Annotated in this window: 22 protein-coding genes and 1 riboswitch; of the genes, 15 read left to right on the top strand and 7 right to left on the bottom strand. The window is 73.2% G+C overall.

The genetic code is table 11. From position 1 onward, the window contains the following. Positions 1 to 57: 57 nt before the first annotated feature. On the bottom strand, positions 58 to 1,584 hold the full coding sequence (gene eccB, locus ACWD6N_RS04195) for a type VII secretion protein EccB (protein ID WP_387322928.1): 1,527 nt from the start codon (positions 1,582 to 1,584) through the stop codon (positions 58 to 60). A gap of 162 nt (positions 1,585 to 1,746) precedes the next feature. Between eccB and ACWD6N_RS04200 the strand changes: the two genes are divergently transcribed. Then, positions 1,747 to 2,934 (top strand): type VII secretion protein EccE, encoded by a 1,188-nt coding sequence (locus ACWD6N_RS04200; protein ID WP_354964444.1) that lies wholly within the window; start codon positions 1,747 to 1,749, stop codon positions 2,932 to 2,934. A gap of 58 nt (positions 2,935 to 2,992) precedes the next feature. Here ACWD6N_RS04200 and eccD read toward each other — a convergent pair whose 3' ends face one another. Further along, positions 2,993 to 4,390, bottom strand: a complete 1,398-nt coding sequence (gene eccD / locus ACWD6N_RS04205; protein WP_354964445.1) for a type VII secretion integral membrane protein EccD — start codon at positions 4,388 to 4,390, stop codon at positions 2,993 to 2,995. Between the two features lie 169 nt (positions 4,391 to 4,559). On the opposite strand from eccD, the gene eccCa reads away from it, so the two are divergent. From eccCa to ACWD6N_RS04235, 6 genes are all read left to right on the top strand, one after another. After that, positions 4,560 to 8,525: a type VII secretion protein EccCa gene (gene eccCa, locus ACWD6N_RS04210; protein ID WP_450004478.1), complete on the top strand. Its 3,966-nt coding sequence runs from the start codon at positions 4,560 to 4,562 to the stop codon at positions 8,523 to 8,525. Between the two features lie 250 nt (positions 8,526 to 8,775). After that, positions 8,776 to 9,084 (top strand): WXG100 family type VII secretion target, encoded by a 309-nt coding sequence (locus ACWD6N_RS04215; protein WP_074316322.1) that lies wholly within the window; start codon positions 8,776 to 8,778, stop codon positions 9,082 to 9,084. 26 nt (positions 9,085 to 9,110) lie between these two features. Beyond that, on the top strand, positions 9,111 to 9,389 hold the full coding sequence (locus ACWD6N_RS04220) for a WXG100 family type VII secretion target (protein ID WP_074316323.1): 279 nt from the start codon (positions 9,111 to 9,113) through the stop codon (positions 9,387 to 9,389). 83 nt (positions 9,390 to 9,472) lie between these two features. Further along, a complete protein-coding gene (locus ACWD6N_RS04225) occupies positions 9,473 to 10,999 on the top strand; it encodes a S8 family serine peptidase (protein ID WP_450004479.1) in 1,527 nt (508 codons plus the stop codon). A 37-nt stretch (positions 11,000 to 11,036) separates the two neighbouring features. Next, a complete protein-coding gene (locus tag ACWD6N_RS04230) occupies positions 11,037 to 11,603 on the top strand; it encodes a WXG100 family type VII secretion target (protein WP_354964448.1) in 567 nt (188 codons plus the stop codon). A 16-nt stretch (positions 11,604 to 11,619) separates the two neighbouring features. Next, the gene (locus ACWD6N_RS04235) at positions 11,620 to 12,984 is read left to right on the top strand and encodes a WXG100 family type VII secretion target (protein WP_354964449.1); all 1,365 of its coding nucleotides are present in this window, start codon (positions 11,620 to 11,622) and stop codon (positions 12,982 to 12,984) included. A 96-nt stretch (positions 12,985 to 13,080) separates the two neighbouring features. On the opposite strand, the gene mycP is transcribed toward ACWD6N_RS04235, so the two are convergent. Both mycP and ACWD6N_RS04245 read right to left on the bottom strand, forming a co-directional pair. Continuing rightward, positions 13,081 to 14,328 (bottom strand): type VII secretion-associated serine protease mycosin, encoded by a 1,248-nt coding sequence (gene mycP, locus ACWD6N_RS04240; protein WP_354964450.1) that lies wholly within the window; start codon positions 14,326 to 14,328, stop codon positions 13,081 to 13,083. Between the two features lie 51 nt (positions 14,329 to 14,379). Next, entirely contained in the window at positions 14,380 to 14,718 is a 339-nt protein-coding gene (locus tag ACWD6N_RS04245; RefSeq protein WP_354964451.1) for a helix-turn-helix transcriptional regulator, read from the bottom strand. A gap of 199 nt (positions 14,719 to 14,917) precedes the next feature. Between ACWD6N_RS04245 and ACWD6N_RS04250 the strand changes: the two genes are divergently transcribed. Further along, complete coding sequence (locus ACWD6N_RS04250) at positions 14,918 to 15,646, top strand: carbonic anhydrase (protein ID WP_354964452.1); 729 nt, start codon at positions 14,918 to 14,920, stop codon at positions 15,644 to 15,646. Between the two features lie 55 nt (positions 15,647 to 15,701). Here the strand turns inward: ACWD6N_RS04250 and ACWD6N_RS04255 are convergent, their stop codons facing one another. Together ACWD6N_RS04255 and ACWD6N_RS04260 are read right to left on the bottom strand one after the other, a co-directional pair. After that, on the bottom strand, positions 15,702 to 16,721 hold the full coding sequence (locus tag ACWD6N_RS04255; protein ID WP_354964453.1) for a coiled-coil domain-containing protein: 1,020 nt from the start codon (positions 16,719 to 16,721) through the stop codon (positions 15,702 to 15,704). Positions 16,722 to 16,725: 4 nt separating this feature from the next. Next, a riboswitch (cyclic di-AMP (ydaO/yuaA leader) is annotated at positions 16,726 to 16,856 on the bottom strand. Between the two features lie 166 nt (positions 16,857 to 17,022). After that, a complete protein-coding gene (locus ACWD6N_RS04260) occupies positions 17,023 to 18,399 on the bottom strand; it encodes a YibE/F family protein (protein ID WP_354964454.1) in 1,377 nt (458 codons plus the stop codon). Between the two features lie 310 nt (positions 18,400 to 18,709). On the opposite strand from ACWD6N_RS04260, the gene ACWD6N_RS04265 reads away from it, so the two are divergent. Next, positions 18,710 to 20,803: a heavy metal translocating P-type ATPase gene (locus ACWD6N_RS04265; protein WP_449938629.1), complete on the top strand. Its 2,094-nt coding sequence runs from the start codon at positions 18,710 to 18,712 to the stop codon at positions 20,801 to 20,803. Positions 20,804 to 20,842: 39 nt separating this feature from the next. Here the strand turns inward: ACWD6N_RS04265 and ACWD6N_RS04270 are convergent, their stop codons facing one another. Then, positions 20,843 to 21,139, bottom strand: coding sequence for a metal-sensitive transcriptional regulator (locus ACWD6N_RS04270; RefSeq protein ID WP_030329541.1), 297 nt, complete (start codon positions 21,137 to 21,139; stop codon positions 20,843 to 20,845). 154 nt (positions 21,140 to 21,293) lie between these two features. Here ACWD6N_RS04270 and ACWD6N_RS04275 point away from each other — a divergent pair, with 154 nt between their 5' ends. The 6 genes from ACWD6N_RS04275 to ACWD6N_RS04300 all read left to right on the top strand — a co-directional run bounded on the left by ACWD6N_RS04275 (position 21,294) and on the right by ACWD6N_RS04300 (position 25,811). Continuing rightward, positions 21,294 to 21,503: a heavy-metal-associated domain-containing protein gene (locus tag ACWD6N_RS04275; RefSeq protein ID WP_387322942.1), complete on the top strand. Its 210-nt coding sequence runs from the start codon at positions 21,294 to 21,296 to the stop codon at positions 21,501 to 21,503. 14 nt (positions 21,504 to 21,517) lie between these two features. Beyond that, complete coding sequence (locus tag ACWD6N_RS04280) at positions 21,518 to 22,522, top strand: hypothetical protein (RefSeq protein ID WP_354964456.1); 1,005 nt, start codon at positions 21,518 to 21,520, stop codon at positions 22,520 to 22,522. 12 nt (positions 22,523 to 22,534) lie between these two features. Next, entirely contained in the window at positions 22,535 to 24,790 is a 2,256-nt protein-coding gene (locus ACWD6N_RS04285) for a heavy metal translocating P-type ATPase (protein ID WP_449938632.1), read from the top strand. 72 nt (positions 24,791 to 24,862) lie between these two features. Continuing rightward, complete coding sequence (locus ACWD6N_RS04290; RefSeq protein WP_121656519.1) at positions 24,863 to 25,036, top strand: CsbD family protein; 174 nt, start codon at positions 24,863 to 24,865, stop codon at positions 25,034 to 25,036. Positions 25,037 to 25,197: 161 nt separating this feature from the next. Beyond that, positions 25,198 to 25,545 (top strand): ArsR/SmtB family transcription factor, encoded by a 348-nt coding sequence (locus ACWD6N_RS04295; RefSeq protein ID WP_354964458.1) that lies wholly within the window; start codon positions 25,198 to 25,200, stop codon positions 25,543 to 25,545. Further along, positions 25,542 to 25,811 (top strand): hypothetical protein, encoded by a 270-nt coding sequence (locus ACWD6N_RS04300; RefSeq protein ID WP_387322947.1) that lies wholly within the window; start codon positions 25,542 to 25,544, stop codon positions 25,809 to 25,811. Before ACWD6N_RS04295 ends, ACWD6N_RS04300 begins: the two co-directional genes overlap by 4 nt. Position 25,812: the final 1 nt, after the last annotated feature.

Here is a 25,812-nt window from a genome sequence, read left to right on the forward strand (position 1 = left end):
CGTCAGCGAGCCCAGGTTAGTCCACCAGTGCGATCCGGGGCGACCCGTCCGGGCCGCTCAGTCGTCGGTTTCGATCGATGCCGTGGCCACTCCACCACCCGTTCCGCCGGTCGCCGGAGCGCCGCTGGCTGTGGCGGACGGGGTCGGCTCCCGTGGCGGCGTCGTCGACGGCTTCCCGCCGGGCGAGAAGTAGGTCGACGCGTCCTCACGGCTCAGGGTGGGCCCGGTCGGGATCAGCGCCAGCAGCGAGCCGGGCACCGCCAGCGGGGTGACCCCGCCGTAGCCGAGCACAGCCAGCGTCTCACCGGACCCGAGCGGATACCGGATGCCCTGCGGGCTGATCAGGTAGACCGTCGACCCGGCGGCACCGGATCCGCTGGTCCCGGCGCCGGGCGCGGCCTGGGCGAGGACGCCCTTACCGCCGGGCAGCAGCACGGCCTCGGCCGTGCGTACCGCGTCCCGGTCGGTCTGCCGCACCGGCACCGGGCCCGACTCGCTCGCGGTCAGCTCCGCCGGTGCCCGGTCGAAGACCTCCACGGTGGTGGTCGGCGGCCCGCCGCCGCTGCCGGCCCGGTACGTCGCGCACAGCAGCGTCTGCCCGGCCCTGGCCGGGTACAGGGCGGGCAGCGTCTGCGGCAGCCCCTCCTCGTCCAGCCGCTTGTCGGTGTAGAGCCGGCCGGCCTGATCCGGCGTGATGTCAATGATCTGACCGCCGCCGCTGATCATCAGCAGGGCCGTGATCTCAGAGATTGAGACGAGCCCCTCCCGGGTCAGCACGTAGTGCTGACCGGCCGCCCGGAACACCTGACCGACGGAGGCCTGCTTGCCGGCCAGGCTCAACCCGCTGCGTTCGCCCAGGCCGGGCAGCGATGGCTTACGCAACGGCGGCCCGGCCGGTACGGCGTTGAGCAGCTGCTGCCCGACCGGCAGTGGTGCCGTGCCGGTCATCCGCAGCGCCGCGATCGCCTGGTCGCCGCCGAGCACCTGGAGGCGGGCGTTGCCGGTGAGCAGGTGCCGCTGGTCGTCCACGGTGACCAGCACCGCGCGGTCACCCAGCGGCGTGCCGCCGGGCAGCGCCCGGTCGATGACCACCCGGGTGGTGGAGTGGCGCGGGTCCGCCGGGTCGGGCACGTCGCAGACCGACCACGGCAGCCCGGTCAGCGACTTGCGGTCCGGCAACGCGTCCGGCGCGCCGACGATGCCGACAGTGCCGCCCCGCGGCCGGTCCCGCAGGGACGCCTGGGACATCGTGCGCACCGCCGGGTCCGCCTCGTTCAGGATCAGCCGCGCCGAGGTGTAGTTGAGCGTCGGGTGCAGCTGCCCCTCCACGAACACGTACGTCGCACCGGTCTCCCGCTCGATGACCAGCGTGTTCTCTTCCAGCGGCGCGGTGTTCCCGGTCAACTGGCCGTACGCGCCGACACCGCCGAGCACCACGGCCGCGGCGATCACACTGCCGAAGACGGCCATGCCGAGCCGTCGCATCGGCAGGTTCGTGGTCTCCGGATCGCCCGACAGCAACGCGGAGACGATCCGGCGGGTGACGAAGCGGTACGCCTGCACCTGATCGCGGCGGGTCCGCATGACTTACCTCCGGCGGGGTGGATCCGCGACGATCAGGGTCGGGGTGCCGTCGCGGGCTTCCCTACGATAAGGGGCCGACGGCGGGTCCTTGGGACCACCGCCCGTGGCCGGCGCCGGACCGACCCGGCGTGGAGCCGTACCGTGCAGGAGGGACAGTCACCGATGACGCAGGTCCAGGCGCGACCCGCCCGAGTGGCCACGAACCCGTCCGACGTTCCGGCGCGGGCGACGCCGCCGGCCGATCGGCCCGGCCGGGGACGGGTCGGTCCGGTGCTGGTCGGGCAGCTCGTCGTGCTGGAGTTGTGCGCGGTCGCCGTCTGGGCCGCCGCGACCGGGCCCAGCTGGCTGCTCGCCACGGTGGGCACGGCGGCGGCGCTGGTCGTACTGGCCGCGTTCGCCCGTCGGGGCGGCCGCTGGTGGTTCGAGGACCTGCTGCTGCGCCGGCGGCTGCGACGCCGCCGCGAGCGCGCGGCGGCGGCCCTGACCAGCGGCGCGGCATCGGACCCGCGCCTGGCCGCGCTCGCCCCCGAGCTGAGCGTCATCGAGCTGACCGACCGGGGCACCCGGCTCGGCATCGGGCAGGACGACCAGGGCTGGTTCGCGGCGGTCGCGCTGCAACCCACCACCGGCGCGGTCGTCGGTTCGGTGGAGGCGTCGACCATGGACCAGGCGCTGCGGGTGCTCGCGGACTTCGCCGCCCCGGTGTCCCGGGCTCAGGTCGTCGCGCACACCCTGGTCTGGTATCCGGCGCCCGGTGCGCCGCCGGCCGCGCACCGGACGGTGTGGGTCGCACTGCGGCTCACCGTCCGCGACGCGCGGGTCGAGGCGGTGAGCCGGGGTGGCGGGCTGCCCGGCGTACACCGGACACTGGCCGCCGGGATCGGCCGGCTGGGCAAGGCGCTGACCGCCGCCGGGCTGGCCCACCGGCCGCTGGGCCGCGACGAGTTGCGGGCGGCCGTGGTCTCGGCCGCCGGGTTGGACCTGGTGCCGGAGCCCCCGGCGGAATCCTGGCAGGGGCTGCGCGGCGGCGGCTGGACGCATCGCTGCCTGGCCCTGCGCAGCCGGTCGGACGCCCCGCTCGGCCCGCTGGTGGACGCGATCACCGCGACTTCCGCCCCGTCGCACACGGTGGCCGCGGCGGTGTCGCCGGACGGTCGGGTGGCGGCGCCGCTGCTGCGTGTCGCGGCGATGGACAACCACGTCGAGGCGCTGGTCAAGGTTGTCCGGGACATCGCGCAGCGGGCCGGCACGCCGGCTCGGTCGGTGGACGGTCAGCACGGCCCGGGTGTCTACGCCAGCGCGCCGGTGGCCTCCGTGCTGGGCGGCTCCGTCCGTCCGCAACCGCGCTGATCGCCCGCCCGCCGACCAGCCCTCCGGCTCGTTGGTCTGCGGGCGGGAAAGCCCCCGGTCAGGGCCGCAGGTTGACGATCCAGCCGTACAGACCGCAGACCCAGACGGCGAGTGGGACCAGCGCGATGATCAGCATGATCTCGACGATGTCGAGCAGCCGGCCCCAGACCGGGGAGATGGGCTTACCGGCCACGGTCAGCCCGTAGATCAGGCTGATCACGGCGGCCAGCAGCAGCCCACCGAGGATCAGGCCGAGCCGGACCGGCAGCGACCCGCTGGCGAAGGTGGCCGCGGCGCTCAGACCCAGCCCGACGGTGCCGGTGAGCAGCACCGGGGTGCGCTGGGCCCGGCCCAGCAGCGGACGGGCCCGCAGCAGTGAGAGCAGGGCCAGCACCAGGCAGAGCAGCACCGCCGGGAGGCGTCCGTCCAGGGCCAGCACCAGCTGGGCGCCGAGCACCAGCAGCGACACGGTCCACAGCAGGCCGGTGAGGAACTCGTCGGCCCGCTCGCTCTGCTGGAGCACCTGCCGGCCGTCGACCGACTCGCTGTCGGTCTTCAGGTCCTCCGGGCCGGTCGGGATCGACGGCACCGGCAACCGGGCCATCCGGTAGGCCACCATCGGCAGCGCCGGCACCACGCCGAACGCCACCGCTGCCACGACCGCCGCCGAGCCCGGCGCGTCCATGCCGAAGGCCAGACAGAGCAGCGCGCCCAGGCCGATCGCGGCACCCACGCCGAGGGCGGCGAAGAAGAGCGGGTAGCGGTCGCCGACGGCCAGCGCGGCGACCGCCCCGGCGACCACCACGGCGGTGGCCGCGAGCAGGATGTGCGGGCTGGCCAGCTCGGTCAGCGGGCGATCGCCGGCGAGGAGCAGCAGGCCGCCGGTGCCGGCGTACACCAGGCCCACCATGGCCAGCACGGCACCGGTCCGGCTGTCCCCGGCGGCCCGGGACAGCACCGCCGCGCCGACCAGCAGCGCCACCGCGACCAGCAGGGCGGCCACCGCGCCGGGCAGGTGCGGCGGGCCGGCGAAGAGCGCGGCCAGCGCGCCGGCGCCGAGCGCCACCGCGGCGAACAACACCGCGAACGAACGGGTCGCGCCGACCTGCCAGGCGCCGGGGCGCTGGTTGGTGGCGGTGGCGACCGCGTCCACCACGTCGTCGAAGACGACCTCCGGGGCCGCCTCGGACCGGGGGTTGAAGTAGAGCACCTCGCCGTCGCGGACGCCGAGCTGCCCGGCGGTACGCCCACCGTCCAGGGGCGCACCGCCCAACCGGGACAGTGCCCACCCGCCGTGCCGCACCCCCTCGTCAGCCAGGTCCTCCCCGGCGTAGCGCAGCAGGGTGGGGAGCAGGTCGGCCATCGGCACGTCCGACGGCAGGGCCAGATCCATTCGGGTACGGGGAGCCACGATGGTGATCCGGCTCAGACCACCGGTCGCCGTCTTCGTTGCCACAGTGGCCTCCTGGTGTCCTTCTACGATCAGCGGGCCCGCGGTGCCGCGCGGTGCGGGTCCACCGCGCCCACGGGAGATTACCTACGATGACGGGCACGTACGATGCCCACCCGCGGACTTGGGTCCGCGACGGCAGGTCGTTGAGGCCGCTTCTGGGGAGGAGACAGCCGTGAGCACGGTGGTGTTCCGCCGGCTCCCGCGTCAGCCGGGGCCGGCCTTGCCGCGCGGCGAGGTACTGCTGGAGTCCCCGCCCGAGCTGCCCGAACCGACGCCCCGCGGGATGGGGCAGCTGCTCATGATCCTGCCGATGGTCTGCGGGGTCGGCGCGATGGCCTTCCTCTACGCCGGCCGGGGCGGCGGCATGATGACGTACGTCGCCGGCGGTCTGTTCGGCGTCTCGATGCTCGGGATGGCGATCGGGTCGCTGACCAACGGCGGCGGCAACGACAAGGCGGAGCTGAACGCCGATCGCCGCGACTACATGCGCTACCTCGCCCAGATGCGCAAGCGCACCCGGCGCGCGGCGGGGCAGCAGCGGGCGGCGATGGCCTGGCGGCACCCGGAGCCCGACGCGCTCTGGTCGATCGCGGCGTCCCGGCGGCTCTGGGAGCGGCGGATCACCGAGGACGATTTCGGCGAGACCCGGATCGCGCTCGGCCCGCAGCGGCTGGCGGTGGAGATCGTCCCGCCGGAGACGAAGCCGGTCGAGGACCTGGAGCCGATGAGCGCCATCGCGCTGCGCCGGTTCGTCCGGGCACACTCCACCGTGCCCGACCTGCCGACCGCGCTGTCGGTGCGCGCGTTCAGCCGGGTGGTGCTGCGCGGCGACCGGGAGCCGGTCCTCGACCTGACCCGGGCGGCGTTGGGTCAGCTGGCCACCTTCCACGCCCCGGACGACCTGGTGATCGCGGTGGTCGCCGCACCGGATCGGCAGTCGGTCTGGGACTGGGTGAAGTGGCTGCCGCACGCCCACCACAGTGGGCGCACCGACGCCGCCGGCGCCCGCAGGATGGTCTTCGCCAGCCTGGCCGAGGCCGAGGAGTCACTCGCCGGGGAGCTGGCCGGGCGACCCCGGTTCGCGTCCGAGGCCAAGCCGCTGACCACCGCGCCGCACGTGGTCGTGGTGGTCGACGGCGGTGAGATCGCGCCGACCTGCCAGCTGTTGGGTCAGGGGCTGCTCGGCGCGACGCTGATCGACCTGTCCGGGACGGTGCCGCGCGACGCCGGGCGCTGGCTGCTCTGCCTCGACGTGGGCGACGGAAGCAACCTCGAGCTGGTCCGGGGCAGCTCGTCGTCGCGGCTGGGTCGACCGGACCGGCTCACCGCCGAGGCCGCCGAGGGGCTGTCCCGGCAGATCGCCCCCTACCGGCTGTCCCAGCAGCAGGCCAGCAACGAGGAGCCGCTGGCCCGCAGCATGGAGTTGCCCGACCTGCTCGGCGTGGGCGACGCCGCGGCCGTGGACGTGCACCAGACCTGGCGTCCGCGTGGTCACCGGGACCGGCTGCGCATCCCGCTCGGCGTCGGCCCGGACGGCAACGTGGTCGAGCTGGACTTCAAGGAGTCGGCGCACGAGGGCATGGGCCCGCACGGTCTGGTGATCGGTGCGACCGGGTCCGGCAAGAGCGAGCTGCTCCGAACGGTGGTGGCCGCGCTGGCGGTGACGCACTCGTCGGAGGAGCTGAACTTCGTCCTGGTGGACTTCAAGGGCGGCGCGACGTTCGCCTCGCTGGAGGCTCTGCCGCACACCAGCGCGGTGATCACCAACCTGGCGGACGAGCTGCCGCTGGTCGACCGGATGCGCGACGCGCTCGCGGGCGAGATGGTGCGCCGACAGGAGCTGCTGCGGGCGGCCGGCAACTACGTCTCCCGCTTCGAGTACGAGAAGGCCCGGGCCGCCGGCGAACCACTGGCGCCGATGCCCAGCCTGCTGATCATCTGTGACGAGTTCAGCGAGCTGCTCGCCGCCAAGCCCGACTTCATCGACCTGTTCGTGATGATCGGCCGGCTGGGCCGGTCGCTCGGCGTGCACCTGTTGCTGGCCAGCCAGCGGCTGGAGGAGGGCAAGCTGCGCGGCCTGGACACCCACCTGTCCTACCGGATCGGTCTGCGTACCTTCTCGGCCGTGGAGAGCCGGATCGTGCTCGGCGTTCCGGACGCGTACGAGCTGCCGAACGCGCCGGGCCACGGCTACCTGAAGACGGACACCAGCACGATGCTGCGGTTCCGTGCCGCGTACGTGTCGGGGCCGTACCGGGCGCCGGGGCAGCAGGCGTCCGCGTCGCAGGCCCTGGTGCAGCGCCGGATCGTGCCGTACGGCGTCGACTTCATCCCGGCGCAGACCCCGCAGCTGCCGGTGGACACCGCGCCGGAGCCGGAGCAGCCGGCCGACGGCAAGGCCATGGCGATGCTCGACGTGCTGATCGACCAGCTCAAGGGCCGGGGCCAGCCGGCGCACCAGGTGTGGCTGCCGCCGCTGGCCGACCCGCCGGGCCTCGGTGAGCTGCTCGGCCAGTTGGCCGTCGACCCGACGTACGGGCTGTGCACCGCGTCCTGGCCGGGCCGGGGACGGCTCACCGTGCCGGTCGGCGTGGTGGACCGCCCGTACGAGCAGCGCCGTGACCCGATGATGGTGGAGCTGGCCGGCGCCGGCGGCAACGTGGTCATCGTCGGTCGCTCACTGAGCGGCAAGAGCACGATGCTGCGTTCGCTGCTCGCCTCGCTGGCGCTCACACACACCCCGCGCGAGGTGCAGTTCTTCTGCCTGGACTTCGGCGGCGGCGCGCTGCGCAGCCTGGAGCGGCTGCCGCACATGGCCGGGGTCGCCGGCCGGCGGGACGTCGAGGCGGTGCGCCGTACGGTGGCCGAGGTGGTCGCCGTCCTGGACGACCGGGAGACGCGATTCGCCCAGCACGGCATCGACTCGGTCGCGAGCTACCGCCGTCGCCGGGCCGCCGGCGAGTTCGCCGACGACCCGTTCGGCGACGTGTTCCTGGTGGTGGACGGCTGGAACACGCTGCGCCAGGAGTACGAGGAGCTGGAGCAGACCATCACCACGCTGGCCAACCGGGGCCTCGGTTTCGGCGTGCACGTGGTGCTCACGGCGGTGCGCTGGGCGGAGATCCGGATCAACATGCGGGACCTGCTCGGCACCAAGCTGGAGCTGCGCCTGGGTGACGCGTCGGAGTCCGAGATCGACCGGCGCGCGGCGACGAACGTGCCAGAGAAGGCACCCGGTCGCGGCCTGACCCGCGACAAGCTGCACTTCCTCACCGCCATCTCGCGGATCGACGGACGCCGGGACATCGAGGACCTGAGCGAGGCCTCGATCGCCCTGGCCGGGCACGTGGCGGCCAACTGGCCGGGCCGTCCGGCGCCGAAGGTGCGGCTGCTGCCGCGCCGGCTGCCCGTGGCCGAGCTGGCCCGGATCATCGACCGGTCGGCGCCCGGCCTGCCGATCGGCGTCAACGAGTCGGCGCTCGCACCGGTCTACCTGGATCTGGCCAACGAGCCGCACCTGACGGTCTTCGGCGACGCCGAGTGCGGCAAGACCAACCTGCTGCGGTTGATCGCCCGGGGCATCACCGAGCGGTACACGCCGGCGCAGGCCCGTTTGGTGATCGCCGACTACCGGCGCGGGCTGCTGGGCGCGGTGGAGGGGGGCCACCTGTTGGACTACGCCCCGTCCAACCAGGCGTTCGCCCAGGGCCTCGGCTCGATCCGCAGCGCGCTGGCCAACCGGCTGCCCGGCCCGGACGTCACCACCGCGCAACTGCGTGACCGCAGCTGGTGGAAGGGCCCGGACCTGTACATCATGGTGGACGACTACGACCTGGTGGCGTCCGGTGGCAGCAATCCGCTCAGCGCCCTGCAGGAGTTGCTGCCGCAGGCCCGTGACATCGGCCTGCACCTGATCGTCACGCGCCGGGTCGGCGGGGTGTCCCGGGCGCTCTACGAGCCGGTGCTGCAACGGTTGCGCGAACTGGACTCGCCCGGCCTGCTGATGTCCGGCAACCGGGAGGAGGGCGCGATCTTCGGCACGTTGCGACCGAGCCCGCAGCCACCCGGCCGGGGCACTCTCGTTCGCCGCCGGGACGGCCAGCAGCTGATCCAGACCGCCTGGTCCGAGCCGTCGTGACGAGGGTCGGCTCGGGCCGGGTCGTTCCGGTGGCCGACCAGGCCACGGAACGCTCGAATTGCCGCGGACCATCGGATCCGCGTGCCCTGATTCATCACTATCCATCGAACGTGGCCGGTCAGGGCTGCGCGGGCTGGACCGGTTCCGCTACGGTCTTCACTGGAGTGTCCGTCGGTGGGGTGTTGCTGCCTTGCCGCGGGGGAGGGGCGCGGCAAAGCCGCCGCCACAACATGACGGAAGGGTGTGAAGCATGGCGTTCGAGGTCGAAGCTGCGACTCTGCATACCGCCGCGAGTGACGTGCGGTCCACGCGCAGCGAGGTCGACGGCGAGCTGAAGAAGCTGTGGAACGTAGTCGACGACCTGGCCATGGCGTGGAAGGGTCAGGCGTCCACTGGCTTCCAGTCGCTCATGCAGCGCTGGAACGAGGACACCGTCAACCTGCTGACGGCGATGGACAGCATCGCTGACCTGCTCGACAAGTCGGGTACGACGCACCAGGTCAACGACGAAGAGCAGCAGCAGATGCTGGACAAGTTCCACTCTGCTCTCAACCCGTGATCCCGTAGTTAGCAGAGGAGGAAATCGTGACGATCAAGGTTGACTACGCGGTCCTCGAGAGCAGCAACCAGCAGATGCAGGCCATCTCGAAGACCATCGACGAGAAGCTGGACACGCTGCGGTCGATGCTGTCCAAGCTCCAGTGGGACGGCGAGGACCGGGCAGCCTACGAGCAGCACCAGGCGAAGTGGGACTCGTCGGTCCGGGACATCAACCGGATCCTGAACGAGATCGGCGGCGCCGTCGGCATCGCCCGCGAGAACTACGTCTCCACCGAGATGAGCAACGCCAAGGTGTGGGGCTGAGACAATCACCGGTGCGGCTCCGGTCCGGTTCGACCGGACCGGAGCCGCATTGCGTTGGCGTCGACACAGGTTCTGGGAGAGCGATGGGTACGGGGAAGTCTTTCCGTTCGGCGCGGGTCACCGCCGCGGCCGTGTTGGCGTTGTGTGCCGCGATGGCCTCCACCGCGGTCCCGGCACCCGCCCGCGCCGCCGACACGGTCCGTGGCCTGCAGTGGTATCTCGACTCGCTGAAGATTCCCCAGGCGCACGAGATCACCCGGGGCAAGGGCGTCGTGGTCGCGGTCGTCGACTCCGGTGTGGATCCTTCGCACCCTGACCTGCGCGGTCAGGTGCTGCCGGGGCACGGCGTGAATGCTGCCGCCGCTCCCGACGGGCGGCGCGACGACGACGCGGAGTCCGGGCACGGCACCTCGATGGCCGGCATCATCGCCGGCCGCGGCGGGGGCACGACGCGGGAGTTGGGCATCGCGCCGGCCGCGAAGATCCTCCCGGTCTCCATGGGGCCCCGTGCGGCCAGCGTCGACATGGTCCTCGCAATCCGCTGGGCGGCGGACGCGGGCGCGGACGTCATCAACATCTCCTACGGTGGCGACCCGGCTCGCCCCGATCCGGACCTGACGGACGCCGTCAAGTACGCGTTGGGCAAGGACGCGGTGGTGGTCGTCTCCGCCGGAAACATCGAGGAGGGCGACCGGCAGGTCACCCTCCCGGCCAACATCCCCGGCGTGATCGCCGTCTCGGGGCTGAACAAGCGCGGTGGCTTCTTCGCCGGCTCGGTGCAGGGCCCGGAGATCGTGCTCGCCGCACCCATGGAGAGCATCATCGGGCCGGCGCCCAAGGCGGTCTCGCCGAACGGCTACACGGTGGCCAGCGGCACCAGCTCGGCGGCCGCCATCCTCTCCGGGGTGGCGGCGCTGGTCCGGGCCAAATATCCGAACCTCGACGCGGTCAACGTCATCAACCGGCTGGTCAAGACCGCTCGGGATGCCGGGCCGGCCGGTCGGGACCCGCAGTTCGGCTTCGGTGCGGTCGACCCGCTCGCCGCGCTGACCCGTTCGGTGCCGGCGGTGACGGCCAATCCGCTGCTGGAGGGCACGGCGGCCGACCCGACCCGGCCCGGCGGTGGCGCCGCCCGGCCCGGCGACGATGGCGGCTCGGCGGTCGAGTTCGGGGTCACCAACAAAGCCGGCGCCATCGTCCAGGTGGGGCTCTGCCTGGCTGTGCCGATTGTCGCGCTGGTCATCCTGCTGGTGGTGCTGCGGCGTCGCAAGCGGCGTAAGGGGGTGGCCGTCGGCGGTCCGCTTTCCGGCCCCCCGGGGCCGCCGCCGGGTTGGCCCGCGGGTCCGCCCGGTTGGCCGACGTCAGCGGGTCAGGCTCCACCGCAACATCCCGGCCCGGGCTACGGTCCGCCGGCGGGCCAGCCCGCGCCCGGGTATCCGCCGCCGGGCTATCCGCCGGCTCAGACCACGCCGGGTTATCCGCCGCCGGGCCAACCCGCGCCCGGCTACCCGCCGGCTCAGGCCGCGCCGGCACCGCCGTCGGGCGGGCCTGGTTGGCCGGGTGCCGGCCCGGGGCACGCTCCACCGCCAACCGGCCCACAGCAGCAGTGAGCGCGGACCACCAGTCAGGTTTTCGGGGAGGGGACCGATGACGGACGACACGACCAAGCAGCCGGAACGGTTCGAGGCAAACGACATCTACATCCCGGTCCCGGCGGCCGGGGTGATGACGCCGGGTCTGGCAGTGACCGGCTTCGAGATCGACAACGTCAACCACGCCGCGACGCCGAAGGGTCTGGTCACCGCGCCCGGCGAGGCGGGCGTCAAGACCGAGTGGGACGCCACCAGCCTGGACTCGGCCATCGACTGGCTGGAGACCCACGCGGCGTACCTGAACAAGCTCTCCTACGACATGGTCGACATCCAGGACCTGATGGGCGGCGCGGCCGCCGGCGCGGCGACCGGGGCGCCCGGGGGCCCGGCGAGCCCGCTCGGTGGCTTCGACTGGGCCGGTCGCTTGGCCGCCAAGCACCAGGGGCTCTACCAGGGCACCGAGAGCGGCGTCCGGCGGCTCTCCCAGAGCCTGTACGACGCGGCGGAGGCACTGCGTCAGGTCAAGGAGAACTACGAGACGGCGGAGCACGCCAACGCGATGTCCGCCGCCGACATGCAGCGGGTCTTCGGCGACGTGGCCGGCAACGGCGACGGTCGCTAGAACGGGGAGGACGCAGATGGGCCTGAGCTGGGAAGAGATGTGCCAGAAGGTCGTCATCGACGGCCGGCCGGGTGACGTGGAGAGCGCCGCCCTTGGCTGGGAGCAGCTGATCAAGAATCTCGACAACGTCAAGCAGAGTCTCGACACCAACATCAAGGACCTGGGCACGGTCTGGAAGGGCCCCGCGTACGAGGCGTTCAAGGGGCACGTCGAGCAGATCGCCAAGGACACCGGGAACATCGTGGCGGACGCCGAGAAGGGCACCGGCATCGTCCAGTCGCTCAAGAGCGCCGCGGAGAAACTCACCGCCGCCCAGCGGGACTTCCCGGTCCCGGCGACCTGCGTCAACGACGTGCTGGAGGCGCGGAACGCCAAGCTGACCCTCAGCGTGGGCTTCTTCGAGGCCAAGGTGGCGCCGGATTTCCTCGGCTGGTTGGATCCGGTGACCGCGGTCGCCGACTGGATCAACGACCGGTCCGACGAGGCTGCGGGCGTATACCAGCGGGTCAGCGGCGACTACCAGAACATCGCCCCGGGCACCCCGGGTGACGCGAGCGGCTTCCAGAACCAGACACCGAAGACCGAGATTCCGAAGCTGGACAACGGTGGCGGCGGTGGTGGCGGGGTCGGTGGCGTACCGGACATCGGCGGCGGCAAACCGTCCATCGGCGACCTGGGCGCCAGGCCCTCGATCGACGCCAACGGCATGCCGGACACCGGCAACCTGCCCGGCGGTTCCGGCACGCACCCCGACCTCTCCGGTGGGTACGGCACCGGCTCGGGCGCTTACCCCGGCACCGGCGGGGTGCCGGGCACCGGGGGTCTGGAGGACGACTACAGCAGCGGGCTCGCGGGTGCCGGCGGCGGCGGGACGCCCGGTCTCGGCTCCGGCCTGGGGGGCGGCGGCCTGGGCTCCTCCGGTCTCGGCGGTGCCGGTGGGCTCGGCAGCGGCGGCGGCCTGGGTAGCGCCGGAGCCGGCGCTGGCACGGGCGCTCTCGCGGGCGGTGGCGCTCTCGGCCGGGCGGTCTCCCCCAACATGGGCCCGATGATGGGTGGTGGCGCGGCGGGCGCCGGCCGCGGTGGTGGCCGGGGCGGCGGTCGCGTCGGCGCGGGCGGCAAGTTGGGCGCGGGCGGCGGCATGGCACCCGGGATGGGTGGCGCCGCCGGCGGCGGTGCCGGCCGGGGCGGTGCCGGTCGGGGCGCGACGGGTGCCGGGGCCGGCGGCCGCGGCGCGGGTGCGCGAGGCGCGGGTATGGCCGGGATGGGCGCCGGTGCGGGCGCCGGCTACGGCGAGGAGGAGACTCCCCGCAACACTTGGCTGGAGGAGGACGAGGACGTGTGGGGCGCGGACGGGGGCGGCACCTCCGGCATCCTGCGCTGATCGTCAGGACGGCACGGCACCGACGGGGACGACTCGTCGGTGCCGTGGCGGGCACGGCCGCCGGAGACCGTGCCAGGCGCGATCAAGCGGCGCCGGTCAGTTGGTGATCGCTGCGTCGGTGCGCCGTCCCGGGCGCCAGCCGCGTCGGCGGCCTCGATTCATGATCGGCCGGGCGGCCAGCAGCAGCGCGGCGAGCAGCCCGCCGACCGCCGCCGCCCAGATCGCGGCGCTGCGTTGCCAGCCCAGCGGGTCGTCCGACCGGGCGGGCGCGGGGAGCGCACCGGCGGGCGGATCGGTACGAGTGCCCAGCAGGCTCGACACGGCTCGGTACGGGTTGACCACGCCGTAGCCGATCTCGGCGTTGTGCCCGTCCGGCGGGTTGTCCGCGGTCCGTTCCAGCCGGTCGGCGACCTGTTGTGGGTCGAGTTGCGGGTGGGCTGCCCGGACCAGCGCGGCCACTCCCGACACGTACGCGGCGGCGAAGCTGGTGCCGCCGGTCGGCTCGGCGCGGTAGCCGCTCCCGCGCGGGGCCGGGCCGACGATGTTCAACCCCGGTGCGGCGACGTCGACGTAGGCGCCGCTGACCGAGGTGCCCACGTGGCCGCCCTGCTCGTCGACGCCGGCCACCGCGATCACACCCTCGTACGCGGCCGGGTAACCCGTCTTCTCCTGCTGCTGCTCCTGCCGGTTGCCGGCGGCGGCAACCAGCACCACCCGCTTCGCGAGCGCGTTCTTGACCGCCGCCTCCAGTTCGGGGCGGTCCAGGGTCACCAGGGACAGGTTGATCACGTCGGCGCCCTGCCCGACCGCGTAGTCGATGGCCGCGGCGATCTGCCCGGGCAGCGCCTCGTCGTTGGTGCCCTTGGTGTCCGGCAGCACCCGGATCGGCAGGATGCGGGCCGCCGGGGCGATGCCGCTGAACGGCACGCCGGTGCCCTCCTTGCCGGCGATGATGCCGGCCACCATCGTGCCGTGCCCGGCCTCGTCGCACTGGCCCTGCCTGGCCGGCAGGCCGTTGAAGTCCCGGCCCTCAAGCACCTGGCCCTTGAGCAGCGGGTGGACGGCGGAGACCCCGGAGTCGATGACCGCCACCGTCACGCCGGCGCCCCGGGACAGCGGCCACGCCGAGGCCGGGTCCAGCCGGCGCAGTGCCCACGGCATCTCCACCAGGCCGTCCTCGCCACCTGGGCCACAGGTGGGCGGCGCCGCGACCGCCGGGGAGGGGACGACCGCCAGGGCGGCGCCGAGCAGGACCGCCAGCGCTCCACTGAGGACAGCGTGGACGGCACGTCCGGTACGGCGGCGGGACGGGTCGGTCGCGCTCAACGGCAGGCATTCGCGCACCCGCAGAGATTACCGCTGTGTCGCGGTCGGGCAACGGCCCGGCGAGGGCGCTCAGGAGCGGGGGGCGGCCTCCGGGGCGGGTGTCTCGGCGAAGAGCGCGAGCAGAGCACCGACCTGGCGGTCGGCCTCGGCGGGGTGCCGGAAGTGGCCGGCCGGGTTGAGGGTGTACTCGTTGCGCCGCCCGACCCGGGTGCGGCGCAGGTAGCCGCCGGCCTCCAGGTCGGCGACGATCGCCTGCGCGGCCCGCTCGGTCACGCCGACCTCGGCCGCCACGTCGCGCAGCCGGGCGGTGGGGTCGCGGCCGATGGCCAGCAGAACGTGCCCGTGGTTGGTGAGGAACGTCCAGTTCCGGCCGCCGGTGTCGCCAGCCGCCGTCGCCGAGCTCGCCATCGTGGGTCCGCCTCTCCGGTGCTTCGTACCCCCTGGAGCGTCGCCGGAGCGGCGCTCCGAGGGGCAACGTATGAAATCTATATCACGTATAACTTGACGCATCTTGTGGTGCGTGTGACCGTGGAACCCGGACCAGCGCCCGCCGCCGCCCCGCTGATGAGTCGGTTGAGCAGGTCAACGCGTGGAAAGAGGTGCGGGGATGAGCCGTCCCGGTACACCCGGCCAGCAGCCGGGTTCGCAGCGTACTGCCGACCCGACGCCGGCACTCACCGAGCCGGCCCAGGCGTACGCCGAGCTGATCGCCGGGAACCGGCGCTTCGTCCGCGGCGCACCCCGCCACCCCAACCAGGATGCCGGACACCGGGCCGCGGTGGCCGACGGGCAGCACCCCTTCGCGGTGATCGTCGGCTGCTCCGACTCACGGTTGGCCGCCGAGATCATCTTCGATCGTGGGCTGGGCGACCTGTTCGTGGTCCGTACCGCCGGGCACACCACCGGCCCGGAGGTGCTGGGCAGCGTGGAGTACGCGGTGACCGTGCTCGGCACCCCGCTGGTGGTGGTGCTCGGCCACGACTCGTGCGGTGCGGTGCAGGCCGCCCGTGAGTCGGCAGCCACCGGCAACCCGCCCCAGGGGCACCTGGGCGCGGTGGTCGACGCCGTGCTGCCCAGCCTGCGTCGGGCCGAGGCGGAGGGGGTGGACGACATCGGCCGCATCGTCGACATCCACATCGCACAGACCGTCGAGGCGCTGCTCGGGCAGTCGCCCGTGCTGGCCACCGAGGTGGAGCGGGGGCGGTGCGCGGTGGTAGGGGTGTCGTACCGGCTGGCCGCCGGAGTGGTGCGTCCGGTGGCCGCCGTGCCGGCCACGACGCTCGACGGACCGATCGACGCCAGCACGCCGGTCGGTCCGGCCGCGCCCGCCGCCTGAACGCGTCGAGGGCCGCTCCGCGTCACGCGGAACGGCCCTCGACGGAGAGCGTGGGTCAGAGCAGCGACATGTGTACGTGGTCGGTGTGGTTCGACGGCCCGCTGTACGACTTCCAGCCGGTCGCCGGGAACCAGATCTGCCGGTTCCAGATCACGTAGTAGATGCCGAGCCGGTCGGCGTTGCGGATGAGGAACGCGGCGACGTTGTTGCCGTACGTCCGGGTGTCCTCGTTGTGCCACGGGCTGAAGCCGCTCTTCTGCAGAGACCAGTCGCAGGCGCGGCCCTTCGGGTGCTCCCACGGCCCCCCGGATCGGTAGCAGCCGACGAACCGGTTGAATCCGGCCCGCTTGACCTCCTTGTACGCGTGCAGCGTGCGCGGGGTGACGCAGCCGGACGTGGTCGGGTCGTTCTGGCTGCACGACTCGGACTTCCAGTCGCCGTCGGCGGTCCGGCCCGGGCCGAGCCGGGCGACCGGTGAGGTGGCCGACACCAGCCCGCCGGTGAAGCCCTTCCCACCGACCAGGGCGAGGGCCTTGTCCGCTTCGCGCTTCTCCTTGGCCATCAGGGCGGTCTGCTTCTGCTGCTCGCGGACCTCCGCGTCGAGGGCCAGCTTGGCCTGCTCAGCGCGGGTCTTCACCGCGTTGACCTCGGCGAGCTTCTTCTCGTTGACCATGTTCATCTCATCGAGCGCGGCGGCACGTTGGACGAACGAGTCCGGGGCTTCGCTCTCCAGCAGCATCGCCAGCGGGCCGATCCGGCCGGTGCGGTACGACTGGGCGGCGATCTGCCCGACCTGCGGCGCCAGTGCGTTCAGGTCGGCCTTGGCCCGGTCGACCTCCAGCGCCAGCTGCAGCTGCTTCTTCTTCGACGTGTTCAGTTTGGACTTGGCCGCGGAGAATTTGCGGTTGGTCTGCTCGATCACGTCGTTGAGCAACTGGGGCTCGCCGTCCTCCTCGTGCCCGGACGGTGTGGGGGTCGTCGGGGCGGCCTGCGCCGGGAGGGGCCCGGCGAGCACGGTCAGTGCGGCGATCACGGCCACCACGGGTGTCAACCAGCGGCGTAGGGGTGCCGTCACAATGTTCCCTTCCGTCGACCGCCGACCGGGTTAGCTGACGGGTTCGGGGCGGAAGTGGCCCCTACCGCTGTCGCGGATTCACCCCACGTACCTGGGTTCCCGGCTCGCCGGTTGGCGATTGGGCGGTGGCACCGCAGGCGCCGCTTCGCGCCTTCATCGGTAACCGGCAGTGAGGTTACCCGAGAGCCCACCGGCTGAGCTACGCCCTGATACCGACTAAAAGCGTCATTTCGCCATGGCGCTGAGTGACCAGTGATGCGGTTCTCAGGGCGGACGCCCGACGTGGTCACGTTGAGGAGTGTCACCATGCCGTATCCGTGCTCCTGTTCGGCTCTGGCCACCGGTCGGTGGCGGTGGATGAGGGTGTGGTCCGCGTCGGGTCGGGCGACGTGAGGTCGGGCCGATCCGTGCGCGGGGAGCTCAGCGCCGCCAGTGCCTCGGCGCGGTCGGGCTGGGGTCGCGGGGCGGGCGCTTCGGCGGCGGGCGCGGTGGTCTGCCGGCCGGCTGCGGTCACCATCGCGGCCAGCCCGGTGGTCAGCGGTACGGCGGCGATCAGCCCGAGCGTGGCGACCCCGCTGCGGACGATCTCCTGCGCGAGGAACTCGCTGGTCAGGATCTGCCCGATCGGTCGCGAGTCAGCGGTGAGCAGGAGCAGCAGCGGCAACGAGGCGCCCGCGTACGCCAGCACGATGGTGTTGACGGTGGAGGCGATGTGCGCCCGGCCGACCCGGGTCGCCGCCCGGTAGAGCTGCAACCGGGTCAGCCCGGGGTTGGCGTTGGCCAGCTCGGTCACGGTGGCCGCCTGGGTGACGGTCACGTCGTCGAGCACCCCGAGCGAGCCGATGATGATCCCGGCGAGCAGCAGGCCGTGCAGGTCCACGTCGGCCTGGAACATCGACAGGGTGGTGGCGTCCTCGCTGCCGAAGCCGGTGAGGTGCGTGGCGCCGCTGACGATGGTGGCCAGTACGCCGGTGAGGACCAGGCTGCCCAGGGTGCCGAGCACCGCGACCGAGGTCTGCGCGCTGACCCCGTGCGTCAGGTAGAGCACCACGAACATGATCAGCGCGGCACCGACCACCGCTACCAGCAGCGGCGACCGGCCGGCGCCGATTCCGGGCAGCACGAAGGTGAGCAGGATGGCGAAGCTGGCGGCCAACCCGGCCAGAGCGGCCAGGCCCCGCCACCGGCCGAACGCGACGATCGCGGCGGCGAAGATCACCGCCAGCCACAGCAGCGGCGCGCCGCGCTGGTGTTCGGCGATGTTCCAACTGCTGGCGGTCGGATCGGTCGGGTCGGTCAGCTCCACCAGGATGACCTCGTCGTCGACCTCGACCCGGGGCGCGCCGGGTCCGGCGGGCACGGGTGTCTGGATCCGCTGGCCGGAGGCCGGCCCGTCGTTCACCCGGACGTCCACCGTGCCGCACGGCCCGTCCCCGACGCTCGGTGTGCCCTCGGGGTTCGGCGCCGCCGCTGGGCACGGCTCGGTCACCACCCGGGTCACCGTGCCGTGGTAGCGCGGCACGTTCGCACCGCCGTCGGTCCGCGGTGACCCGTCGCGAGGCCAGAGCACGACCGCGGCGAGCACGGTCGCGACGAAGAGGGGCACCACCGTCGCGACGAGGATCCGTCGCACCCGGGGTGGGGCGGACGGAGCGGAGCGGGTGTGGTCGGAACCCAATGCGAGACTCCCAACGATCCGGTGCGGGGTACGTGCCGACGGGCCGGTCGGTTCACCGCCGCCGCGGGAAAGCGGCGACGAGCGCGCCGGATCGCTGGACGGCGACCTCGTGACCACGCAGGGTGAAAGCTCGGCCCGGTCGGCGGGAGGTGACGCCACAACGTGGCGGCACCTCTGCCCAACTGCGTAGCGGGATCCGGAGGGCCATCGTCGGAATGCTAACCAGCCCGACCCGGGGACGCAGGTCGTGCCGGAGTGTCGGGTGGTCGAACCGCTCGCGTGGCGGGTTCCGGACCGGCATGTTGGAGTCATGCCCGCTCCGTCGCCGCCCGACCCCGATCGTCCCGCCGCCGACGAGCGCCACGCCGGGCCCGGTGGCCACCAGCGACACGCCGACGGCGGGCCACATCAGCACGACAAGCACGCCGGGCACGATCCGGCGATGTTCCGCCGCCGGTTCTGGGTCTGCCTCGTGCTCACCGTGCCGGTGGTGTTGACCAGCCACCTGGTGCTGGACCGGCTCGGCCTCGGGCTGGACGTCCCGGGCCGGTCCTGGGTCGGGCCCGTGCTCGGCTCGGTGGTGTTCTGGTGGGGCGGCTGGCCGTTCCTGGTCGGCGCGGTCCGCGAGGTCCGCGATCGGGCGCCGGGCATGATGCTGCTGGTCGCGATGGCCATCACCGTCGCCTACACCGCGTCACTGGCCACCAGCGTGGGCGCCTTCGACCTGGATTTCTGGTGGGAGCTTGCCGCGCTGGTCACCATCATGCTGCTCGGGCACTGGCAGGAGATGAAGGCCATCGGTCAGGCCAGGGGCGCGCTCGCGGCACTGGCCGCGCTGCTGCCCGACGATGCCGAGCGGGTGGCGGCGGACGGGCGGGTCGAGCCGGTGCCGGTGACCGAGCTGCGGGTCGGCGAGGTGGTGCTGGTCCGGCCGGGTGGGCGGGTTCCGGCGGACGGGCGGATCGTCGACGGCGGCGCCGAGCTGGACGAGTCGATGATCACCGGAGAGTCGCGTCCGGTCGCCCGGTCGGCAGGGGACCGGGTGGTGGCCGGCACCGTCGCCACCGACTCGGCGATCCGGGTCCGCGTCGAGGCGCTGGGTGAGCAGACCGCGCTCGCCGGCATCCAGCGGATGGTCGCGCAGGCGCAGCGCTCCGGCGGGCGGGCCCAGCTGCTGGCGGACCGGTTCGCGGCCGCGTTGTTCTACCTGGCCACCGGCACCGCCGTGCTGACCGTGCTGGTCTGGACCGCGCTGGGCCGGCCCGACGAGGCGGTGGTCCGCGCGGTCACCGTCCTCGTGATCGCCTGCCCGCACGCGCTCGGGCTGGCCATTCCGTTGGTCGTCGCGCTCTCCACCGCACTGGCCGCGCGGTCCGGGATCCTGGTCAAGGACCGGTTGGCGCTGGAGCGGATGCGGACCGTCGACGCGGTGCTGTTCGACAAGACCGGCACCCTGACCCGGGGCGAGCACGTGGTCACCGACCTGGCGACGGCACCCGGCGTCGCGCGGGACGAGGTGCTGCGGATCGCGGCCGGCGTGGAGTCCGACAGCGAGCATCCGCTGGCTCGGGCGATCGTGGCGGCGGCCGGGAGCGTCGGACCGGCCCCGGCCGTCGGGTTCCGGTCGCTGCCGGGGCGCGGGGTGCAGGCCACCGTCGACGGTACGCAGTACGCGGTGGGCGGTCCGGCGCTGCTGCGGCAGCTGGGCCTGTCGCTCCCGGCCGAGCTGGAGGCGGCGATCGGCCACTGGTCGGCGCGGGGCGCCGCGGTGCTGTACCTGGTACGGCCGCCGGACGCCGTGCTCGGCGCGTTCGCGCTGACCGACGAGGTACGTCCGGAGGCCCGGGAGGCCATCGTCGAGCTGCGCGCCGCGGGCGTCCGCGCCATCGCCATGATCACCGGTGACGCCCGTCCGGTGGCCGAGGCGGTCGCCGCCGACCTGGGTTTCCGGCGGGGTGTCGACGAGGTCTTCGCCGAGGTGCTGCCGGCGGAGAAGGACGGCCGGGTGGCCGAGCTTCAGCGGCGGGGGTTGACCGTGGCGATGGTCGGCGACGGGGTGAACGACGCGCCGGCGCTGGCGCGGGCGGACGTCGGCATCGCGATCGGCGCGGGCACCGATGTGGCGATCGAGTCCGCCGGGGTGGTGCTGGCCTCGTCGGACCCGCGCGGGGTCGGTGCCGTGGTCCGGCTCTCGCGGGCGTCGTACCGGAAGATGCGGCAGAACCTGGCCTGGGCGGCGGGCTACAACGTGGTGGCGCTGCCGCTGGCGGCCGGGGTGCTGGCGTGGGCCGGGGTGGCGTTGAGCCCGGCGCTGGCCGCGGTGCTGATGTCCGCGTCCACCATCGTGGTGGCGCTCAACGCCCAGTTGCTGCGTGGGGTACGCCTCGACCCGGAGACCGAGTGACGGCCCGGTCCGGTCGGACCGGGCGAGCGTCACCCGGTCTCAGCCGCGCTTCATCAGCCGGCCGACCGCCGCCATCATCTCGGTGGCCATCTCGTCGGCCCGGCCCTCGGCGGCGCCCTCGTGCATGCAGTGCCGCGCGTGCCCGTCGAGCAGCCCCAGCGCCACCTTGTCCAGCGCGGCCTGGATCGCGGAGATTTGGGTGAGCACGTCGATGCAGTAGCGGTCGTCGTCGACCATCTTCTCGATGCCCCGGACCTGCCCCTCGACACGGCGGAGCCGCGCGAGCAGTTGATCCTTGCTGGCGGTGTATCCGCGGATCGGAGTGGGTGCGGTCATGGCGACCAGGGTAGCCTACCCCTGGGGGGTATGGTACTGTCCCTTTCTGTCGGGGATACCCCCACCGGGTACCGGTACAACACAAGGACAGACGTCCGCCTTCGATTTACCCCTGGGGGGTATAGGCTCGGAGGTGGCGGAGGGAGACGGTTCGATGGTCAACACGACGTACCAGGTGCAGGGCATGACCTGTGGGCACTGCGTCAGCTCGGTCAGCGCCGAGGTCGGCGCCATCGCGGGTGTGCGCGAGGTTCAGGTCGACCTGGCCACCGGCCGGGTCACCGTCAGCAGTGACCAGCCGCTGGACGTGGAAGTCGTCCGGACCGCCGTCGACGAGGCCGGCTACGACCTCGTCGACGCCTGATCGAGAGGCCCGGCATGAATACGGTGACCAGACTGGGCGGATTCGCCCTCGGCCTCGCGGCGGTCTTCGGCGCGGCGTACGGGATCGGTCAGGTGGCCGGTCCCGCCGCCCCGGTCGCCGAGAACCGGCACGACGACGGGGCCGCCCACGAGCCGGGCCCGGCCGGCCACGGAGAGCACGATGAGGCGGCCGACCGGCTCCCCGGCGGCCTGCTCGTCGCCGACCGCGGCTACACCCTCGAACCGGTCGCCGCGCCGGCCGGCGAGTTCGCCTTTCGGATCGGCGGCCCGGACGGCCGACCGGTGACCCGGTTCGACGTGGCGCACGACAAGCGGATGCATCTCATCGTCGCTCGGCGGGACCTCTCCGGCTTCCGCCACGTGCATCCCGACCTGGCCCCGGACGGCACGTGGCGCGTCGCCACCCCACTGGCCGGCCCCGGGCAGTGGCGGGCGTTCGCCGACTTCGCCCCGACCGGGGGAGAGCCGCTGACCCTCGGGGTGGACGTGACGGTCCCCGGAACGCTGGCCGAACGGCCGCTGCCCGCGCCGGCGACCAGCACGACCGTCGACGGCTACACGGTCACCCTGGCCGGCGCGGTGCAGCCCGGCCGGACCTCGCCGCTCACACTGACCGTCAGCCGGGACGGGCGGCCGGTGACCGACCTGGAGCCCTACCTGGGCGCGTACGGCCATCTCGTGGCGCTGCGCCGGGGTGACCTGGCATACCTGCACGTGCACCCGGAGGGGACACCCGGCGACGGGCGCACCCCGCCCGGTCCGGCTGTCACCTTCCTCGCCGAGGTGCCCTCGGCCGGCAGCTACCGGCTCTACCTCGACTTCCGGCACGGCGGGTCGGTGCACACCGCCGAGTTCACCGTGGTCGCCGGCACCTCGCCCACCCCGCCCACCGGCGCACCGACGACCGGTGGCGATCCCACCCCGACCGATCCCACCCCGAGCGGACCCGCGCCGACCGGGGACGCCGACCACGGCATCCCCGGGCACGGGCACAACTGACGGGACCAGATGATGACCACCACCAGCAGACCGCTGCCCGAGGCGCCGAACCGGATCGAGTTGGCGATCGGCGGAATGACCTGCGCCGCCTGCGCCGCCCGGATCGAGAAGAAGCTGAACCGGATGGACGGGGTCAGCGCGACCGTCAACTACGCCACCGAGAAAGCCACTGTCCGGTACGTCGACGGCGTCACGCCGGACGACCTGATCGGCACGGTGCAGAAGACCGGCTACACGGCGTCCCTGCCGTCCCCACCTTCCACCGCCGAGGAGCCGGTGGACGCGCTGCGTGGCCCGCGTACCCGCCTCTGGGTGTCGGTGGCGCTCAGCGTGCCGGTGGTCGTGCTGGCGATGGTGCCGGCCTGGCAGTTCGACTACTGGCAGTGGCTGTCGCTGACGCTCGCCGCCCCGGTGGTGGTCTGGGGCGGGCTGCCGTTCCACCGGGCCGCCTGGACCAACCTGCGGCACGGCGCGGCGACCATGGACACCCTGGTCTCGCTCGGCACCCTCGCCGCGTTCGGTTGGTCGCTCTGGGCGCTCTTCCTCGGCGACGCCGGGATGCCCGGCATGACCCACCCGTTCCGTTTCGACATCACCCGCACCGACGGCGCCGGCAACATCTACCTGGAGGCCGCCGCCGGGGTGACGGTGTTCATCCTCGCCGGCCGTTACTTCGAGGCCCGCTCGAAGCGGACCGCCGGCGCCGCCCTGCGCGCCCTTCTCGAACTGGGCGCCAAGGAGGTGGCGGTGCTCCGCGACGGGGTGGAGACCCTGATCCCGGTGGACCAGCTCGCCGTCGGTGACCGGTTCGTGGTCCGCCCCGGCGAGAAGATCGCCACCGATGGCGTGGTCGACGAGGGCACGTCGGCCGTCGACGCCAGCATGCTCACCGGCGAGTCGGTCCCGGTCGAGGTCGGCCCGGGCGACGGCGTGGTGGGTGCCACGATCAACGCGGGCGGCCGGCTCGTCGTCACCGCCACCCGGGTCGGCGGGGACACCCAGCTCGCCCGGATGGCCGACCTGGTCGAGCAGGCCCAGAGCGGCAAGGCGGCCGTGCAGCGGCTGGCGGACCGGATCTCCGGCGTGTTCGTGCCGATCGTCATCACGCTCGCCGTGGGCACCCTCGGCTGGTGGCTCGGCAGCGGGGCTGGGCCGACCGCCGCGTTCACGGCCGCGGTGGCCGTGCTGATCATCGCCTGCCCCTGCGCGCTCGGCCTGGCCACGCCGACCGCACTCCTGGTCGGCACGGGCCGGGGCGCTCAGCTCGGCGTGCTGATCAAGGGACCGGAGGTGCTGGAGTCGACCCGGCGGGTGGACACCGTGGTGCTGGACAAGACCGGCACCGTGACGACCGGCCGGATGACCCTGGTGAACGTCGTGCCGGCGGCCGGTACGGACCGTGCCGATCTGCTCCGGCTCGCGGGGGCGGTCGAAGCCGCCTCCGAGCACCCGATCGCACGGGCGGTCGCGGCGGGCGCCGCCGAGGCCGGGACGCTGCCCCCGGTGACCGGCTTCGCCAACGTCGAGGGGTTGGGCGTCAGCGCCACGGTGGACGGCCGGAGTGTGCTGATCGGTCGGCTCCGGCTGCTGCGCGAGCGCGGGTTCGACGTACCGCCGGAGGTCCAGCGGGCGGTCGCCGACGCGGAAGCGACCGGTCGGACGGCGATCGTCGCCGGTTGGGACGGGCGGGCCTGCGGTGTGCTCGCGGTCGCCGACGTGGTCCGGCCGACCAGCCGGGCGGCGGTGGCCCGGCTGCGCGCCCTGGGGCTCACCCCGGTCCTGCTGACCGGGGACAACGTCACCGTGGCCCGGGCGGTCGCCGCCGAGGTGGGCGTGGACGAGGTGATCGCCGAGGTCCTGCCGGCCGGCAAGGTCGACGTGGTCAGGCGACTCCAGGCCGAGGGGAGGTCGGTGGCGATGGTCGGCGACGGGGTCAACGACGCCCCGGCGCTGGCGCAGGCCGACCTGGGCCTGGCGATGGGCACCGGCACCGATGTGGCGATCGAGGCGTCGGACCTCACCCTCGTCCGGGGCGACCTGGACGCCGCGGTGGACGCCATCCGGCTGTCCCGGCGCACGCTCGGCATCATCCGGGGCAACCTGTTCTGGGCCTTCGGGTACAACGTGGCGGCCCTGCCGCTGGCCGCTGCCGGGTTGCTCAACCCGATGATCGCCGGCGCCACGATGGCCCTCTCCTCGGTCTTCGTGGTGGCCAACAGCCTGCGCCTGCGCCGGTTCCGCCCGGCCGCCCCCGTCGACGGGGTGTAGTCGGGATGGTTGGACCGGCGATGGCAGGGGTACTGCTGGTGGCGTAGCGACGCTCGCGATGGAGGTTGGCACATGGGTATCGACGACAAGATCAACAACGCCACCGAGGATGCGGCCGGCAAGCTGAAGGAAGGCGCCGGTCGGGCCACCGACAACGAGCAGCTCGAGGCGGAGGGTCGCAACGACCAGGCCGGAGCCAAGCTCAAGCAGGCTGGCGAGAAGATCAAGGACGCCTTCAAGAGCTGACGTACGACGCACTCCGCACGCCGGGCCGGTGATCTCACCGGCCCGGCGTGCTGTCTGTCCGGCCCCTCGGTGGACCCTGAGATCCCCCTGATTCGCTCCCGAACCCCGGTCGCCGCACGTCGGCACCTGCTAACTTCTCTTGGCATGTGCAAGGGCTGCTTATGAGTGCCGCTCCGCCGCCGACCGGTGACGACCTGGTCCGGGTGCTGGCCACGCTGGCCAACCCGCACCGGCTGCGGGTCGTCGCCGCACTGGCCCGCGAGCGCGCCTACGTGAGCCGGCTGGCCCGGCAACTGGGCATCAGCCGGGCGCTGTTGCAGGTCCACCTACGGAAGCTGGCGGCGGCCGGGCTGGTCACCGCACGCCTGGAATTGTCGGAGGACGGGAAAGCCATGAACTACTACGAGGTGGAGCCCTTCGTGCTCACACTCACCCCCGAGATCATCGCGGCGGCGGTCGAGACGCTGACCGTGCCCGACTCGGCCGAGCAGCCCGGAGCGGAGCGATGAGCGAGCACGACTGGACCGAGGTGGTCGGCGCGATCGGCATCTTCGCCCTGCTGATCAGCGTGTTCACGGTGACCATCGTGCAGCTCGCCAAGACCCGACGGGCCCGGCTCGAATCGGCCCGCGCGGACGACTACCGCCGGCTCGCCGAGACCGCCGCTCAGGCCCAGGCGGAGAACGCCCGACTGCTCGCGGCGTTGGACGGCCGGCTAAGCGGGATGGAGACCCGGATGGGCGCGCTGGAACGCGTCCTGCGCGAGGTCGAGTGAA

Source organism: Micromonospora sp. NPDC005163 (genome assembly GCF_053599835.1).

Excerpts from the sequence above, each read along its gene's own strand:
- eccB (WP_387322928.1), bottom strand. The coding sequence starts at position 1,584 with ATGCGGACCCGCCGCGATCAGGTGCAGGCGTACCGCTTCGTCACCCGC.
- ACWD6N_RS04200 (WP_354964444.1), top strand. The coding sequence starts at position 1,747 with ATGACGCAGGTCCAGGCGCGACCCGCCCGAGTGGCCACGAACCCGTCC.
- ACWD6N_RS04280 (WP_354964456.1), top strand. The coding sequence starts at position 21,518 with ATGAATACGGTGACCAGACTGGGCGGATTCGCCCTCGGCCTCGCGGCG.
- ACWD6N_RS04275 (WP_387322942.1), top strand. The coding sequence starts at position 21,294 with ATGGTCAACACGACGTACCAGGTGCAGGGCATGACCTGTGGGCACTGC.
- ACWD6N_RS04270 (WP_030329541.1), bottom strand. The coding sequence starts at position 21,139 with ATGACCGCACCCACTCCGATCCGCGGATACACCGCCAGCAAGGATCAA.
- ACWD6N_RS04290 (WP_121656519.1), top strand. The coding sequence starts at position 24,863 with ATGGGTATCGACGACAAGATCAACAACGCCACCGAGGATGCGGCCGGC.
- ACWD6N_RS04230 (WP_354964448.1), top strand. The coding sequence starts at position 11,037 with ATGACGGACGACACGACCAAGCAGCCGGAACGGTTCGAGGCAAACGAC.
- ACWD6N_RS04225 (WP_450004479.1), top strand. The coding sequence starts at position 9,473 with ATGGGTACGGGGAAGTCTTTCCGTTCGGCGCGGGTCACCGCCGCGGCC.
- ACWD6N_RS04245 (WP_354964451.1), bottom strand. The coding sequence starts at position 14,718 with ATGGCGAGCTCGGCGACGGCGGCTGGCGACACCGGCGGCCGGAACTGG.
- ACWD6N_RS04300 (WP_387322947.1), top strand. The coding sequence starts at position 25,542 with ATGAGCGAGCACGACTGGACCGAGGTGGTCGGCGCGATCGGCATCTTC.
- ACWD6N_RS04215 (WP_074316322.1), top strand. The coding sequence starts at position 8,776 with ATGGCGTTCGAGGTCGAAGCTGCGACTCTGCATACCGCCGCGAGTGAC.
- ACWD6N_RS04235 (WP_354964449.1), top strand. The coding sequence starts at position 11,620 with ATGGGCCTGAGCTGGGAAGAGATGTGCCAGAAGGTCGTCATCGACGGC.
- ACWD6N_RS04295 (WP_354964458.1), top strand. The coding sequence starts at position 25,198 with ATGAGTGCCGCTCCGCCGCCGACCGGTGACGACCTGGTCCGGGTGCTG.
- ACWD6N_RS04250 (WP_354964452.1), top strand. The coding sequence starts at position 14,918 with ATGAGCCGTCCCGGTACACCCGGCCAGCAGCCGGGTTCGCAGCGTACT.
- ACWD6N_RS04285 (WP_449938632.1), top strand. The coding sequence starts at position 22,535 with ATGACCACCACCAGCAGACCGCTGCCCGAGGCGCCGAACCGGATCGAG.
- ACWD6N_RS04265 (WP_449938629.1), top strand. The coding sequence starts at position 18,710 with ATGCCCGCTCCGTCGCCGCCCGACCCCGATCGTCCCGCCGCCGACGAG.